Annotated in this window: 15 protein-coding genes; 8 read left to right on the forward strand and 7 right to left on the reverse strand. The window is 40.9% G+C overall.

All coding sequences use genetic code 11. The features are described from left to right. Positions 1-481: 481 nt before the first annotated feature. The 3 genes from CWC04_RS16330 to CWC04_RS19870 all read right to left on the reverse strand — a co-directional run bounded on the left by CWC04_RS16330 (position 482) and on the right by CWC04_RS19870 (position 4,121). Complete coding sequence (locus CWC04_RS16330) at positions 482-2,707, reverse strand: aminotransferase class V-fold PLP-dependent enzyme (protein WP_138685913.1); 2,226 nt, start codon at positions 2,705-2,707, stop codon at positions 482-484. Between the two features lie 126 nt (positions 2,708-2,833). Further along, positions 2,834-3,910 (reverse strand): AI-2E family transporter, encoded by a 1,077-nt coding sequence (locus CWC04_RS16335; RefSeq protein ID WP_096041482.1) that lies wholly within the window; start codon positions 3,908-3,910, stop codon positions 2,834-2,836. Then, complete coding sequence (locus CWC04_RS19870; RefSeq protein ID WP_004589174.1) at positions 3,903-4,121, reverse strand: hypothetical protein; 219 nt, start codon at positions 4,119-4,121, stop codon at positions 3,903-3,905. The genes CWC04_RS16335 and CWC04_RS19870 overlap by 8 nt, the downstream gene beginning before the upstream one ends. Before the next feature lie 147 nt (positions 4,122-4,268). On the opposite strand from CWC04_RS19870, the gene CWC04_RS16345 reads away from it, so the two are divergent. Genes CWC04_RS16345 through CWC04_RS16365 form a run of 5 tightly spaced genes read left to right on the forward strand, consistent with a single transcriptional unit; the run spans position 4,269 to position 7,789 of the window. Further along, on the forward strand, positions 4,269-4,934 hold the full coding sequence (locus CWC04_RS16345) for a hypothetical protein (RefSeq protein ID WP_126007556.1): 666 nt from the start codon (positions 4,269-4,271) through the stop codon (positions 4,932-4,934). Position 4,935: 1 nt separating this feature from the next. Further along, the gene (gene bepA / locus CWC04_RS16350) at positions 4,936-6,393 is read left to right on the forward strand and encodes a beta-barrel assembly-enhancing protease (protein WP_024034211.1); all 1,458 of its coding nucleotides are present in this window, start codon (positions 4,936-4,938) and stop codon (positions 6,391-6,393) included. Between the two features lie 54 nt (positions 6,394-6,447). Then, positions 6,448-6,795: an arsenate reductase (glutaredoxin) gene (gene arsC / locus CWC04_RS16355; protein ID WP_029772483.1), complete on the forward strand. Its 348-nt coding sequence runs from the start codon at positions 6,448-6,450 to the stop codon at positions 6,793-6,795. Beyond that, positions 6,795-7,349 carry an NAD(P)H:quinone oxidoreductase gene (gene wrbA, locus CWC04_RS16360; protein WP_004589170.1) on the forward strand — a complete coding sequence of 185 codons (555 nt, stop codon included), beginning with the start codon at positions 6,795-6,797 and terminating at the stop codon, positions 7,347-7,349. Before arsC ends, wrbA begins: the two co-directional genes overlap by 1 nt. Next, positions 7,346-7,789 carry a DUF2069 domain-containing protein gene (locus tag CWC04_RS16365; RefSeq protein ID WP_138685914.1) on the forward strand — a complete coding sequence of 148 codons (444 nt, stop codon included), beginning with the start codon at positions 7,346-7,348 and terminating at the stop codon, positions 7,787-7,789. The genes wrbA and CWC04_RS16365 overlap by 4 nt, the downstream gene beginning before the upstream one ends. 301 nt (positions 7,790-8,090) lie before the next feature. On the opposite strand, the gene CWC04_RS16375 is transcribed toward CWC04_RS16365, so the two are convergent. Beyond that, positions 8,091-9,428, reverse strand: a complete 1,338-nt coding sequence (locus tag CWC04_RS16375; protein ID WP_004589168.1) for an ankyrin repeat domain-containing protein — start codon at positions 9,426-9,428, stop codon at positions 8,091-8,093. Between the two features lie 210 nt (positions 9,429-9,638). Continuing rightward, a complete protein-coding gene (locus tag CWC04_RS16380) occupies positions 9,639-10,232 on the reverse strand; it encodes an MlaC/ttg2D family ABC transporter substrate-binding protein (protein WP_004589167.1) in 594 nt (197 codons plus the stop codon). 246 nt (positions 10,233-10,478) lie between these two features. Here CWC04_RS16380 and CWC04_RS16385 point away from each other — a divergent pair, with 246 nt between their 5' ends. Continuing rightward, entirely contained in the window at positions 10,479-11,015 is a 537-nt protein-coding gene (locus tag CWC04_RS16385; protein WP_004589166.1) for an acyloxyacyl hydrolase, read from the forward strand. A gap of 120 nt (positions 11,016-11,135) precedes the next feature. Here CWC04_RS16385 and CWC04_RS16390 read toward each other — a convergent pair whose 3' ends face one another. Both CWC04_RS16390 and bamC read right to left on the reverse strand, forming a co-directional pair. Beyond that, complete coding sequence (locus CWC04_RS16390; protein WP_138685916.1) at positions 11,136-12,506, reverse strand: YjiH family protein; 1,371 nt, start codon at positions 12,504-12,506, stop codon at positions 11,136-11,138. Positions 12,507-12,576: 70 nt separating this feature from the next. After that, the gene (gene bamC, locus CWC04_RS16395; RefSeq protein ID WP_138685917.1) at positions 12,577-13,635 is read right to left on the reverse strand and encodes an NlpB/DapX family lipoprotein; all 1,059 of its coding nucleotides are present in this window, start codon (positions 13,633-13,635) and stop codon (positions 12,577-12,579) included. A 360-nt stretch (positions 13,636-13,995) separates the two neighbouring features. Here bamC and CWC04_RS16400 point away from each other — a divergent pair, with 360 nt between their 5' ends. Further along, a complete protein-coding gene (locus tag CWC04_RS16400) occupies positions 13,996-14,532 on the forward strand; it encodes a glycine cleavage system transcriptional repressor (protein ID WP_029774547.1) in 537 nt (178 codons plus the stop codon). 10 nt (positions 14,533-14,542) lie between these two features. After that, positions 14,543-15,022, forward strand: a complete 480-nt coding sequence (gene bcp / locus CWC04_RS16405; RefSeq protein WP_029774548.1) for a thioredoxin-dependent thiol peroxidase — start codon at positions 14,543-14,545, stop codon at positions 15,020-15,022. Positions 15,023-15,043: the final 21 nt, after the last annotated feature.

Here is a 15,043-nt window from a genome sequence, read left to right on the forward strand (position 1 = left end):
AAAAACAGTTTTAGGTAAAAAGACTTCGCTAATTGCGCGTAGTGCTAGTAAAAAAGCAAGCGCTTAGTATAACGAAAAAAGCAATAAAAATGCTGTTTTTATAATTTATGATGCAGATAATAACGCAATTTTTTACTTTTGACACCGGTATCATAAAAATTTTATGAATTAATTACCCACAAATTTTAAGCATTTAATAGTTTAAACAACATTTATTAAATATTCATGAATTAGGGCCTGTTGACCTTTTAGGATTAAAATTTGTACAAACTAGGAACAATTTAATTTTGGCGCGAGGTTTGTTCCCTAATGGGTTCAGTAACGGCTCCTGCGTTACGCTACTGGCTTACATCCATGTAAAAATACCAAACACTGCTGCAAATTAAACTTCGAAACATTATAGGCCCAAAGCATAAAATGCATCGTATGCACTCGCCTAGCTTTATAGGTGGTTAAAATACCCTCAAAACTAGGCCCATAATTAGCTCACTAACGCCAAGCCACCCGCTACGTTATAAATATTCGCAAAGCCTAATTGCTGTAAATTTGCCGCTGCAATTTTAGAACGATTGCCGCTTCTACACAGTAATATATAGGTGTGCTGCGGGTTTAATTGATTTTGTACTATGGCGTTAGCCATACGGCTAAGTGAAATATTAAGCGTATTAGCTAAAGGCGCAGCAAAAAGCTCCGCCACATTAATTGCGCCATGTTCATACGGCTCACGGGTATCAATTAAATACACATTTTTTTGCGTTAGTAACGCTTTAGCTTGCGTAAAGTCTAGCTGCTTAGTGTCTGTTTGCACCGCCGCCTGTACATAGCCACACAATTGGTTACTGGTTTGCATATGTAGCTGATCGTGTTGTGCTTTTAGCTGTGCAAATTGCGCCGTACTTATTTCTCCATCTAATAATGGGCTAAGCAAAGGCGTTTGTGCACGTACAGTACGCCAGTTAATGGCAAAGCATTGCTGATAGTCATGCCCCGAACAAATAACCGTATCGTCACTTATTTTCTCAGCAAGGCTCATAAGTGAGTGTGCCATTTGCGTTGCACTGCCCCCTTCAAGCGAGGTATTGCCAAGTCCTGCAGGTAAAATTAAATCACCGCAAAAACAATAATCAATATGGCCTGTGGTGCGCTCTTTTAATAAATAACTAACGCTGTCTTTACTGTGCCCTGGGGTTGGCTTTATGGTTAGTGTTTTTGTACCAAGCTCAATGCTATTTTGCATCGCATGCGTTGTGCCCAGTACTTCATTTAACAAAGCCACTGCGCTTGGGCGGTCTTGGTGCTGGTGGGTATCTAAAATTGCTTTTACGTTGAGCTGTTGTGTGCTCACTATTTTTTCAAAGCGCGGAATAAGCTCTAATACGGGGTCAATAATAACGGCGCTGTCATCGTCACTAACATACAGCCAGCTACACGCCCCTTTATGCCTAAATTGTGTTAATCCCAGCGCGCATACTTCTTGCTTTGGCGACGCACTGTCAGAAACAATTAAGCAATTGGCCTCCAATACCGCCTTTAACGAGCATATACGCTTACATGCTTGGCTAATTTGCTGCTCGGTTGCAGCAGGTCCAAAAGACAGCCTAATGGCGTTTTCACTTTGCCAATCTGTTGCCCCCATTGCATCAAGCACAAAACTGCGCGTTGCCCCTGTACTACATGCCGAGCCACCGCTCACTCTAATGCCTGCTGCATCAAATAAATCAATAACCTCTTTGGAGGTAAGCGTATCGACAGCAAAATTAAGGGTGGTAGGTACAGAATGTGAAAAATCGTGATTAAAGGTTATATCGCCAAAGGTACTTTGCAGCGCATTAAGCAGTTGCGCTCTGTAGCTATTTAATACCTCAACCGACTTAAACGTGGCGTCGTTTTTATCTAGCAGCAAGTTAAACAGTTTATTAAGCCCTGCTATGCCTGGTAGGTTTTCGGTGCCAGACCGCATGCCGCTTTCTTGCCCGCCCCCCGCAATAAATGGCGTATAGGCACTGCCATTTTTAATGTATAAAAAACCAATACCTTTTGGTGCATAGAGTTTATGGCCCGAAAACGGGGCATAATCTATGCTGGTACTACTAAGCGCTAGCGCTTGTTTACCTAAGGCTTGTACACAATCAACCATCCAAGGCACTGATTTATTACGGCTGCGAATAGTATGCTCAATAGCATTTAAGTCTTGATAAACACCGGTTTCGTTATTAACCGCCATGGTGCAAATCATTAGCGCGTTATTAATGTGCTCACTAATAAACGCTAAATCTAAAATCCCTTTACTATCAACAGGAATAGCCAGTAATTGGGCGTTAATGCCTAAAACGCTATTCCAATGTTTTAACGTGTTAGGCACCGCTTTGTGCTCAGTTGCCCCGTACAATAATACAGGGTTTTTAATCGTATGATTTTTAGCATGAATGAGCGTTGAAACAATGGCTGTTTGTATGCCCTCTGTTGCGCCTGAGGTAAAAAGAATATCGCCATCGGGCGCACCAATAACATGGCGTGCATTTTGTCTTGTTTGTTCTAATAAATACTTGGCTTGTATACCGCTAATATGGGGGCTTGAGGGGTTACCAAAACAAATTTGCATGGTGTGCGACACCACGTCGGCAATACAGGGTAAAACAGGTGTTGTAGCGTTTGCATCAAGATAAACTTGGGCTGCTTGTTCATCGTGCAATAAAAACTCAGACATTAAAAACGCACCTTTATTACTAAAAAATATATCTTATACCCAATAGTACATAAGTTTGTTCACATTGGGTAATAATCAATTAGTAACTTAGGTGCGTTTACTATGCTTTTTTAAACTAAAAGTACGTTACTCTGCCCGCTCTTTTGTTATTTCTCCATGCGTTGATGACCAGGCATTTATTAGCGCTTTTACAAGCGATGCGAGCGGAATGGCAAAAAACACACCCCAAAAACCCCATAAGCCACCAAAAAATAGCACTGCAACAATAATAAATACGGGATTTAAATCAACGGCCTCAGAAAACAACAAGGGCACTAATACGTTACCATCGAGCGCCTGAATGATCCCGTAAATTATTAATATGGTCCAAAACTGCGTTTCGATACCAAATTGAAACAGCGCCACCGCCGCAACCGGTATGGTAACCAATGCCGCACCCACAAATGGAATTAACACCGAAAAACCAACCAGCACACCAAGTAAAGCTGCATAACGTAAATCAAGCACAGTAAAGGCAATAAACGAGGTGCCACCCACAATTAAAATTTCGAATACTTTGCCTCGAATATAATTCATTATTTGCTGGTTCATTTCGTGCCACACTTGCAAAATTAACCGTCGCTGCTGCGGAATAAGCGTAGCGGCACTGCTTGTAAGCTCAAGCTTGTCTTTAAGCATAAAAAACACCAGTAAGGGTACAAGCACCAAATAAATAAGCCATGCCACAACATCTTTTAACGAAGTAAGTGAAAACGAGACAATAACTTGGCCAAATTCGAGCGCCTTTGCCTCTACACTTGCCACAATAGCTTGGACCTGCTCGGCATTAATTAAACTGGGGTATTGCTGTGGTAAGGCCATTAAAAATGACTTACCTTGCTCTACCATGTGCGGGGTTTCTTGTACTAAATTACTGGTTTGCTTCCAAAGTACTGGGCCAATAACCAAAATAAGGGTAAGCATAACCCCGGTAAATATCAGCATTACAATTACTGTGGCGCTAAAGCGTTTTAACCCAAAGCGCTCTAAGTGCACGACCGGCCAATCAAGTAAATAAGCAATCACCAATGCCACTAACACAGGAACAATTAACGAGCCAAAAAAGTACAGTAATGCCACAGAGGCAATGAGTAAAAAAAGTAAGGTGACTGAATGAGGATCTGAGAACTTTCTTTCGTACCATGTTTTAACGTATTCAAACATGCAATGGCTCCACTAGTAATAGTCCTAGGTGTTGATCAAATTTATATGTATATGCATTTTTGCTTAAAAAACGCGTAATATCATCTGCGCTTTCGTCGTTATTTATACTAAACGTTATTGCCTTATTAGATGACTGCGCATTACGAAGCGCTAATTTAAATTGTACAAACTGTTGTGGGCATTTAAATTTTTTTAAATCGCACTCTAACATAACTACTTTACTCGCTAAGTAAAATGAATAATAAGTCGCATATTGTCGGTCATTCTATTTATAAAATGTGAACAGCAGTAACTTTTTCTTAAAACCATTCCAGCAATGGTTTATCCTTATAACATAATTAGCAGTAAGGATAAGTTAATGCCTGGCACGCATAATAAAGCGCAACTACCTAGTAATCCAACTCTCAAAGAGATTAATTGGTATAAAAAGCAGATAAACTGGGGAGAGCTCCCGCCTTTTTATCATCTTGTTGCTTCTTCGGTCAGCGAATCTGAAGGAATATTGGAGCACGGATTTGATAATGCTGTAAAAAGCCTGATCAATAAACGCAATTGGAACTTAGACTTACTTGATGGCTATGAAGATGATTTTGGTGAAATACACACCAAGCATAAGCCGCGTATAGCGCTACACCAAGTATTTACCGACCGAGGCTTTGAGCTCTGGGCGCAACCTTATGCTAAAGACATAATTATTGATCAATACGTTAAAGATAACCGCTTTATGGAATTTAAAGTATGGGATCCGCATTCAATGAAAAACCTGATCCGCATAAATCAGCTCCATAAGTTTATTGGCTTTTATTTTGAGCGCGGCGACAAGGCCGATAAAGCCATTATTTTACATGCACATAAGGTAGTACATAAAATTATTAAATTTTTGCAGCAGGAATTGAACGTTGTAAAGCTTGATGGAGTCACAATAAAAGAACTCTACCAATTGTGCGAAAAAGACAGCCGTGCAAACAGCGATGAAATTGACATAGCAAAAATTGCCATTGGTGAACAAATTAACAAGGAATAAAATGCAGCTAAAATCAGCCTTTATCACTTTATGCAGTGCCGCGCTTACCTTTAGCCTACTGGTTAGTGAGCCGTTAAAGGCACAAACAAACTTTACGCTACCCGATTTAGGCACGTCTGCGCTACAAGTTTTGCCACTTGAAAAAGAACAAGCCATTGGCGAAGTGATGATGATGCAAATAAGAGGCTCATCACCGGTAGTAAACGACCCCGTTTTAGACGAATACTTAACCACACTTGGCCGAAAACTTGTGGCTAATGCAAACGACGTGCGTTTTCCTTTTTCGTTTTTTTGGGTAAATAACAACGAAATTAATGCCTTTGCTTTTTACGGCGGGCATGTTGGTGTGCATACTGGGCTTATTGCGCAATCAGATAACGAAAGCCAATTTGCCTCTGTACTTGGGCACGAAATAGCGCACGTAACTCAGCGCCATTTAGCTCGTCGTATTCAGCAACAACAAGACAACAGCGCACTGACTATTGCAGGCATGATAGCCGGTATATTAGCCACCGTTGTTGCTCCCGACGCAGGTATTGCTATTATTTCGGCTAACCAAACCCAAGCTGCGTTTAGCCAATTAACTCACAGCCGTGCTGCCGAGCAAGAAGCCGACAGAATTGGTATGCAAACCCTTAATAACGCCGGTTTTGACGCCCGTGCATCGAGTGAATTTTTAACTAAACTTTCAGCGCAAATAAGATATAAGTACAAACCACCCGCTTTTTTACTGACTCACCCATTGCCAGAGAGCCGTGTATCTGACGTACGCCTACGTGCAGAGCAATTCCCTGTGCGCCATTTAAACCCAAGCCTTGAGTTTAATTTAGCAAAAAGCCGTGTACTTGCTCGTTATGCCAATAAGCCCGAAAATGCCGAAGCGTTATTTAAAAAATTAATGCGCGAAAACAGTTACAACAACACCGCGCTTAAATACGGCTTGGGCATAAGCTTACTTGATCAAGATAAACTAGATGAAGCCGCCGAAATTTTAGAGCCGCTATTAGCGCAAAGTCCTAAAAATTTATTCTATATCGATACCCATACCGATTTACTAATAGCGCAAAAAAAAGCCGATGAAGCGGTAAAGTTTTTGGCTGAACTAAACAACTATCGCCCTAACAACCAAGTTATAACTTTAAACTATGCAAATGCGGCATTAGAGGCTGAGCAGTTTGAATTAGCTGAAAACATTTTAAAAAGCTTTTTACTTGAAAAACCCGACCACAACTTAGGTAAACAGCTATTAGCCGATGCCTATAAAAAGCAAGACAAGCTTGCCGCTTATCACGAGGCCAATGCTGATGTGTTATCGCAATATGGCGCGTATATTAAAGCGGCAGACGAAATCCAAAAAGCGCTTAACTTCGTAGAACCCACAGAGCTGGTTAAACAGCAACGCCTAAAAGCCTTGCTTACTCAGTATCGCCGTTTACAAAAAGAGCTGGCAAGGCTTTAAGTCTGTCAGCGCTTGCCCTAAAATAGCGGCAAATTACATTTTGGAACTAATTGTATGTCAGTTACTATTTATCATAATCCACGTTGTTCTAAATCGCGTGAAACCCTAGCATTACTAGAGCAAAACAACGTAACACCAAGCGTAGTAGAGTATTTAAAAACACCGCTTAACCATGAGCAAATAAGCCAACTTTTAGAACAATTAGGCTTTAGCTCAGCTCGCCAGCTAATGCGCACAAAAGAAGATGCATACAAAGCTCTTAACCTAAAAGAAGAAACCAACGAGTCAGCGCTAATAAACGCCATGGTAGACAACCCTAAACTTATTGAACGCCCTATTGTACAAAACAACGGTAAAGCAGCCCTTGGCCGTCCGCCAGAAAACGTATTAAGCGTATTATAATGACGACTCGCATTGTTGTACTGTATCACTCAAGCCATGGCTCGGTTGAGGCTATGGCGCACGAAATAGCCGAATCTATAGAGCAACAGGGTGCCACAGCCGTATTGCGTACCTTTGTTGCTAAAAATCCGCACGATATAGTAATTACAAAAGATGATTTAATAAATTGCGACGGCCTTGCGTTTGGCACACCTACCCGATTTGGCATGATGGCATCGCAAGCAAAAACGTTTTGGGAAACCACCAGCGATCTCTGGCTAAAAGGCCAGTTAATAGATAAACCAGCCTGTGTGTTTTCATCGTCAAGCAGTATGCATGGCGGAAATGAAGCCACCTTACTTAATTTATCATTACCGCTACTACACCACGGCATGATGTTATTAGGGGTACCTTACGAAGTACCAGAGTTACTAGCTACGCAAACCGGCGGCACACCTTACGGGGCAACACATGTAGCCGGCAGTAGTAATACGAATACTTTAAGTAAAGATGAAATTAAAATATGCCAAAGCGTTGGTAAACGCCTCACTCACATTGCGAGAAAACTTCAATGAATACCGCTGACACCCCTGCTAAAAAGCCAATTACTATAAAATTTCAGCGCACCGCTATTTTTGGCTATGTGGGTTTATTACTTTTATTTCCTCTTTGGATGTACTTTGTACCTCCGCTAAATGGCAACGCAAGTTTTGTATCCTTGTTTGTGCCTATAATCCCTTTACTGTTGCCCTTAAGAGGCTTTATTAAAGACAACACTTACACTTACGCCTGGGCTAATTTTGTTGTTATGTTGTACTTTATACACGGCTTAACCATGTTATGGGCTGCACCTGATGAGCTAATATGGGTGTTATTAGAGCTTGTGTTTGCCTCAGCCATGTTTATTGGCTGCACGTATTACGCAAGGCACCGTGGGCAAGAGCAAGGCTTAAAAATACGTAAGCTTAAAGAAGAGCTCGCAGAGGAAAAAGCCGCTAACGAATACAATAAATAATGCTAATTCGCAAAATAAATTATTTAAGCTGAAAGTTGAAAGTTGAAAGTTGAAATAATACCAATCCGCATAAGTAAGTGATCTATTTTGAGGATGGAAAAACGTGTTGATAGCAAGGCAAAAAATTCGCTATTTAGTTGTTCTAAATGAGAGTTTTTTAACGCAGATAGCGACACGTTTAGCCCCGCAAAATGATTAGATATTATTGCGGATTGGTATAATAGCTTATACATACAAAAAACGCGCTTAACATAACAATGTGAGCGCGTTTTTTTAGGCTTTTAGTTTGCCATGGCGGCCGCTACACTAATTCGCTCAGTGCAGCCAGTGCAACTATGCTGGCTAATCCAAGCTGAGCTATTAAGCTTAACAACGAAAAAACACGCAACACAAATAATCCCCACGGGTGCTTTATATGTGGATAGAGCGCACAGCGCTTTAAACTCGCCGCAAAGAAAAAACACACCGATGCAATCAATGTAAAAATTAAAGTCAGCTCACTTTTTATGGCAATACTTTCATCAAAAAAGAAATAGAGCTGCAATGGTAATAAAATAGTGACAATTGCGTGTAAGGCGTGCACCTTTTTAATGCGGTTAAACTGCCCTTCTGGCGAAAGCTCTTTTATACCAAAATCGCGCTCAAGGCATTTAACTAAATTGCTTGCTTTAATACTTACTGCTAACCGGTAACAGCTTAAGCCCTCGTTATTACGTGCTCTAAAGTCGTAACCTGCTTTTAGTAATAGCACCATAAGGGTTTCGTTTTTAGCTAACACTGCATAATGCAGTGCGGTATTGCCTAAGGTGTCTTGCGCTTTTTGATCCTGTTTAGCCAACAGGGTTTCTATCACATTTACATAGCCTTTTTCGGCTGCCCACATAAACGCTGTTTTATTGTTTTCATCAGCCAATGTACCAGTGGCACCTTGCTCTATAAAACGCATCGCCATGGTTTGCTTTGCGCTTTTTTGGCTTAAATGAGCAAGTAATGCTTTTTCAAGCAATACAATAGAATCAACATCAGGCGATACTTGCGTTAACAGCGTAAAATAGTCTTTACCGTTTGCTACTTTTTGACTGGCAAGCTCTGTAAGTTCGTTTAAATCAGCAACCGATTCAGGTAAAAAAGCACTTAAACGCTCTCTAAAATCAACTTCTTGCCACAGTGCTAGCGTATCGTGTGCACTTAATTTGCTGCCACTATTTAGAGCATGTTCAATTAACGAAAAATAGCGTTTACTAAATAATAAGCTAAACAACGAAAGCGGCGTATCAAGTGCGTTTTGCGCCGCCACACTGGCGTATTTTTCTAAGCGCTGGCACAGCATTAGCGCCATTGATTCGCTGGTGTATTCGTTATCTAAATAATGATTTTTAACAGCAGCAATGTAAGCGTGCGCATCTTCGTCATATTCACTAATATGCTGAAAATAACACTCTTCAAAGGGTTCAAGCGGGGTTAACCATATCAAATAGTAAATGGGCGGTAGCACAGTGGTGCATACACCGTCATCTTCAATAGTAGAACGACATGCAGGCCAAGCTTCTAAAGCATCTAAAATAAAGGCACCGTTTTGTTCTACAAGTCCTTTAATAAGTAATGGGTATTCCTTTGGCCAAATCAGTACATTTTCCATTAAAACAGCACAACTCCAGTGTAGCTTGATGAGGCGTCAGTTATAGCAGTTTTTAGCTGACACCACGCTTAATCGACGTGCTGATATTCTATCACACCTTTTTTTTGCTGCGAGCTTAAAGTAGATGAATATTAAGAAAATATAAAAGCAGCCAATACACTTTAGTGCGGCTGCTTTTGTGGTTGGAGAGGGTCTTAATCAGGAAGTGAACTATTTATTTTTTAGTTCGGTAATTACTTGCTCTAAGCCTACATCAGAAATACGTTGAATGATCTCTTTTTGCTTAGCGCTTAAAAGCGAAATACCTTCGGCAACAATGTCGTAAACTTTCCATTGCTGGTCTTTACCTTGGCGCAGCTTAAAATGCAGATCAATCACGGGCGCATTTGGCTCAATAATTTGCGTTTTAACCGTCGCGTACTCAGAGTCGCTTTTAGCGGTATCTTGTTCAAATACTACTTGCTGGCCGGTGTACTTCATTAGCGCACCTGCGTAAGTACCTGTTAAATAATGCTCTACCGCATCAATAAAACGTACAGCTTGCTCACGCTCAATGCCTTTAATGTGCTTACCAAGCAATTTAAACGACACAAACTTAATATCTATGTTTGGCATTAAACGCGTCTCTACAATGCGCGCCATATCGGCTTTACTTGCATCGCCTTGTGCATTTACTTTTGCAATATCGCTAAAAAGCGTATCGGCAACGCCTTCAAGCATATGTTGAGGCGACTGCGCCGTTTGCGCAAATAACGCGCTGCTAAAAAAGGCAGCAGCAATAAAAATAGTGTTAAAAAGTTTCATGAGCGTGACCATGTGTGTGATTAAGATGTGGCTAAATTACGCGATTTTAAGCCACAAAAACAGACACAAAAATGCACCTTATTAATGCCAAAACAGCACCAATTAAATAAACTATTTATTTTCAATTAGTTAAGCCTTCACTGTTAACACCCCATAAACAAGCGGCATTTTGTCCTCATTGAAAATGTGAATGGCCCGCCCTTATCATTTATTTACTCATTCGACTCACACACCAATTTGGCAGTTATGAAAACGGTATATAAAACTTTTACACTTATTTTATTTTTAGTTATTTCTGTATGGGGTAACACGGCGCTTGCGCAGTCTAATCATGGTTACGCCGTAGATGTTCTCAAGGGCGAAGGCAACGTGAATGGTGTTAAGCTGGCTTATCAATATCATGCCCCTAGCTTACAAAACTTAGTGGGCGATGCGCGCTTTTATTTTGAAACCAGCGTTAATATGTGGGAATACCGCCATGGTGACAACTCGCAATCTAATCTTGTTTTGGCTATGTCGCCCGTGCTGCAGTTTCCTGCTTTTAGTTTTCATAATACCCCGTTTTATATTGAAGCAGGTATTGGCGTATCGCTTATTGATGAAACTAAATTTGCGGGCAAAAATATTAGTACTCACTACCAATTTGAAGACCGTATTGGCCTAGTTGCAGACTTTGGCCACACTAACGTAGCGCTTCGGGTTATTCATTACTCAAACGCCGGATTTAAAGAGCCTAACCCAGGTTTAAACTTTTTAACTCTTTCTGTGGCAAGGCGTTTTTAATCTTCATTCGTATTTAGTATCAATTTGCCACTTAAAAGGGTTAAGTATTAGGTTAAATTGAAATAACTAGCCACAAAAAAGCCCTGATAAATCAGTGCTTTTTATAATTAAAATACACTACTAGCCAACTAACCAATGCGCCATTAAGGCAATAACCGGCAGCGTAATAAGTGTACGTAAAATAAATATAACGAACAGCTCAACAATGTTTACCGGTATTTTACTGCCCAGTAAAAGTGCGCCAACCTCAGACATGTAAATTAGCTGAGTTACGCTCATTGCGGCAATAATAAAGCGAGTTACATCACTTTCAATGGTGCCCGCAGCTATAATTGACGGAATAAACATATCGGCAAATCCCACCATAATAGTTTGTGCCGCGGCCTGTGCTTCGGGTACTTGTAACCACTCTAAAAATGGCACAAACGGCATACCTAAATATTGAAATACCGGCGTGTGCTCAGCAATAATAAGTGCGAATGTTCCTACGGCCATTACAACAGGCAGTACACCAAACACCATATCAAGCGCATTATGTATACCCTCTTTTAAGGTACCTTTAAAGCCCGACGAGTTATTGGCTTTTGCTAATGCTACATCAAGTGAGTGCCCTACTAAGCTTTTACCCGTTGGGATAGCCTCAGCATCGCGATTTGGCTCACTGCCATCAATAAGCAAGTCTTTTTTAAAGCGAAGTGGCGGTAAACGCGGCACAATAATAGCGGCAACCACACCGGCTAAACATACGGTGGCATAAAATGGGGCAAATAAGTGCTCTAATTTCACTTGGCCTAAAACCACCAAGCTAAAGGTAATAGAAACCGCCGAAAACGTAGTACCAATAATAGCGGCTTCGCGCTGCGTGTAGTGCTTTTGGTCGTACTGCCTTGCGGTCATTAAAATACCAACACTGCCATCACCTAACCACGACGCAGTACAGTCAACTGCACTTCGCCCAGGTACGCCAAATACAGGGCGCATTACCTTGGTTAGCATGGTGCCTGCAAGCTCTAATAACCCAAAGTTAATTAGTAAAGGCAGTAATAAACCGGCCAGTATAAATACCGAGAACAAAACAGGTAATAAGTCGTTTAATACCAAAGCGCCTGTGTTTGCAGAGGTGATTGCCTCGCTACCTAACCCTAAATGGGTCATTAGCACAAACGCCATACCAAATAAACGCACCACTAACCACACTACACTTACATCAAATAAATGTTTTAACAGGGGTGATTGGCAAATAGCGGCGGGTTTAAATACTTTGGTGATCACCGACATAACGCCAGTAATACAAATAATAAGGGTAACAATTGCTTGCGCAGAGCCAGACATCAACGCTTGCACGCCTTTAGCCATTAACGCAATAGGAATGGTCATCCCGTCTGCGGTAGGAATGGGTGTCATAAATAAAAACACACCAATTAACGACGGTACTAAAAAAGTAAACCAAGTGCGCCACGTATAGTGCCCGCGAGGAGGTAACTGAGACATATTTTTTAATCCATAAAAACTACAAAAAGAGCAATGCGCTCTTTTTGTAGTAAAAACTTATTATTAATTATTAAATTTTGATGCCGCGCTGAATAAGTGCTGCTTCTAACGCTTGTTGTAAACCATTCATGGTGCCAGGTTCGAGTGTTTCGCCTTTGTCATCCATCCAGGTTAAGCTTGTTCCGCCTTCTTTAGTTTTGCTCACTAAAATTTGGTATTGGCCTTCTTCAATTGGAAGCTGCGCAACTTCGTCGCCCCAAATAGAATCCCATACACTGCTTTCTGGCTTGTTGTAGTCGGCAGTTATTAAGCCGGTATCGGTTTTAATCTCAACAATAGTAAACGATAGGCGTTCTAAAAAGCCCGAGAAGCGGTCGAATACTGCATCGTATGATTGCTCAGTAACAAGTGCAGCATTGCCTTTGTTATCAAAGCCCATTTCTAAAGAAATAATACCTTGGCGCTTGCGGTTTTCTACTTCTAACTGACGATAGCGATAATCAAATTCAGCCACAACTTGGTTAAGCGCGCGTACTTCTAATTGCTGCTTAAGTAAATCGGTTAACGTGTCATCACCTTTAAAGTCAATAAGTTCTGCGCGCAACGAAGCAGTACGCTGATGCGATTTTTCTTCAATTGTGAATCTAAAACGCTCTTGGTTTTCGCTTACCTCATCGCCCCATAACCAGCTCTCTTCAGCTTTAATTATTGAGTACCAGTCGGTTTCGATAATACCAAGTAGCTTATCTTCTTTTGTGGTTGTTGCATTATTTTCGGCAACAACCGCTTTAATTGAGTCCCAAACAAATTCATCTAAATCAACAATGCCATCGTTTTTATCAAAGTAAATACGCGCTTGTTTATCGCCCTCTTCTACCCAGCTACCTTTAGCAACAGTTAAAACCTGTGCTGGTGGACGATAGTTTGTTGCCTCAGGGTTGTTATCGTATTGGCCCACATCCATTTTATAAACCGGATCTTGCGCTGGTTGAGATAACGATGGCGGGGTTTTAACACCTTCATGCGTACGATAATTGCGTTCGTTGTGCGCTTCATTAATAAAAACATTACACCCTGATAAACTTACCAATACACTCACTGCAAGTGCTTTTGGGATCCAATACTGCACAGATATTTCTCCTTAGCATACCCTTTAATTGTTTTACACGTATATGAGTGGGTAATACCGAATTTGGTTCAGTGTAAAATCAACATTAACTTTACATTTATTATTTGGCTGTCTAATTGCAATAAAGTTCACACCTAAGTGTTATAAAATCAATCACAACAAAAAGACAAATTTTAGCTATGGTACTTTCCTGTGCCAGTAAAAACAAGGAACACAACGCTTTAAAGCGCCTTTAATTAAGCGCCTATGTAGTTTAGGGCGCTTTTTGTGTTAAACTTCGCCGCCGTGCAACGTAGTGTATGCGCAGCGGGCTATACCAACTCGGTTGTTATATTTCAAAAAACGTAGGTATTAAACTTCATGACTGCATTTTCAAATCATCAAATTGTTTTAACCGCTATTGGCGAAGATAGACCGGGAATTGTAAGTGAACTTACACAACTTGTAAGTGATTGTCATTGCAACATTATAGATAGCCGAATAGCCATTTTAGGCAGCGAATTTACCTTTACCATGCTGCTAAGCGGCGATATGTCGGCCATTAGCCGCATAGAGCACACCTTGCCTACTAAAGGCATGGAGCTAGGCCTACTCACCATGATGAAGCGCAGCACCACTCGCCACACCGAAAGTGAATTTTGCGCAGGCTATACCCTTGAATACACAGGGATAGACACCCCAGGTACACTGAGTAAAGTAACGCGTTTTTTTGCCGATCACCACATTAGTATCTGCTCATTAAAATCAGACACCTACGATGAAGAAACCGACACTAAAATGCGCTGCGAAATTGAGTTTAATATCCCAGTAGAGGTTGATATAGACCAATTTAAAGTGACCTTTGAAAACCTTTCGCATAGTCTTAACGTAGATTATATTTTTAAACGTATTCGCTAAGGAGCACTGCATGAACAAAATTAGTCCATTACAAGCCGGTGATACAGCACCAGAATTTAGCTTACAAAATCAAAACGACGAAACAGTCACCTTAAGTGAGCTGTTAAAAGAGCAACAAGTACTGGTGTACTTTTACCCTAAAGCCTCTACACCGGGTTGTACGGTTCAAGCCGAAAACTTACGTGACCAACAAGCGCAGCTTGCTCAATTTAACACCCGCGTAGTGGGTATTAGCCCAGACCCTATTAAGCGCCTTAAAAACTTTGAAACTAAAAAAGAGCTTAACTTTGATTTACTCGCCGATGAAGATCACGCCATTGCTGAAGCATTTGGCGTATGGGGCTACAAAAAGTTTATGGGTAAAGAGTACGATGGTATTCACCGCTTAACCTTTTTAGTAGGCCAAGACGGTAAAATTAAACACTTATTTGATAAGTTTAAAACCAAAGATCACCATCAAGTGGTTTTAGATTACTTAGCGGCGGAATAAGTTAGCTGTAAGCTGTAAGCT

It is taken from the genome of Pseudoalteromonas sp. S2893 (assembly GCF_005887105.1).
In the GTDB taxonomy this organism is placed as follows: Bacteria; Pseudomonadota; Gammaproteobacteria; order Enterobacterales; family Alteromonadaceae; genus Pseudoalteromonas; species Pseudoalteromonas atlantica.

What these genes read in the sequence shown, in the direction of transcription:
- CWC04_RS16330 (WP_138685913.1), bottom strand. Translation starts at nt 2,707, where the DNA reads ATGTCTGAGTTTTTATTGCACGATGAACAAGCAGCCCAAGTTTATCTT.
- CWC04_RS16335 (WP_096041482.1), bottom strand. Translation starts at nt 3,910, where the DNA reads ATGTTTGAATACGTTAAAACATGGTACGAAAGAAAGTTCTCAGATCCT.
- CWC04_RS19870 (WP_004589174.1), bottom strand. Translation starts at nt 4,121, where the DNA reads ATGTTAGAGTGCGATTTAAAAAAATTTAAATGCCCACAACAGTTTGTA.
- CWC04_RS16345 (WP_126007556.1), top strand. Translation starts at nt 4,269, where the DNA reads ATGCCTGGCACGCATAATAAAGCGCAACTACCTAGTAATCCAACTCTC.
- bepA (WP_024034211.1), top strand. Translation starts at nt 4,936, where the DNA reads ATGCAGCTAAAATCAGCCTTTATCACTTTATGCAGTGCCGCGCTTACC.
- arsC (WP_029772483.1), top strand. Translation starts at nt 6,448, where the DNA reads ATGTCAGTTACTATTTATCATAATCCACGTTGTTCTAAATCGCGTGAA.
- wrbA (WP_004589170.1), top strand. Translation starts at nt 6,795, where the DNA reads ATGACGACTCGCATTGTTGTACTGTATCACTCAAGCCATGGCTCGGTT.
- CWC04_RS16365 (WP_138685914.1), top strand. Translation starts at nt 7,346, where the DNA reads ATGAATACCGCTGACACCCCTGCTAAAAAGCCAATTACTATAAAATTT.
- CWC04_RS16375 (WP_004589168.1), bottom strand. Translation starts at nt 9,428, where the DNA reads ATGGAAAATGTACTGATTTGGCCAAAGGAATACCCATTACTTATTAAA.
- CWC04_RS16380 (WP_004589167.1), bottom strand. Translation starts at nt 10,232, where the DNA reads ATGAAACTTTTTAACACTATTTTTATTGCTGCTGCCTTTTTTAGCAGC.
- CWC04_RS16385 (WP_004589166.1), top strand. Translation starts at nt 10,479, where the DNA reads ATGAAAACGGTATATAAAACTTTTACACTTATTTTATTTTTAGTTATT.
- CWC04_RS16390 (WP_138685916.1), bottom strand. Translation starts at nt 12,506, where the DNA reads ATGTCTCAGTTACCTCCTCGCGGGCACTATACGTGGCGCACTTGGTTT.
- CWC04_RS16400 (WP_029774547.1), top strand. Translation starts at nt 13,996, where the DNA reads ATGACTGCATTTTCAAATCATCAAATTGTTTTAACCGCTATTGGCGAA.
- bcp (WP_029774548.1), top strand. Translation starts at nt 14,543, where the DNA reads ATGAACAAAATTAGTCCATTACAAGCCGGTGATACAGCACCAGAATTT.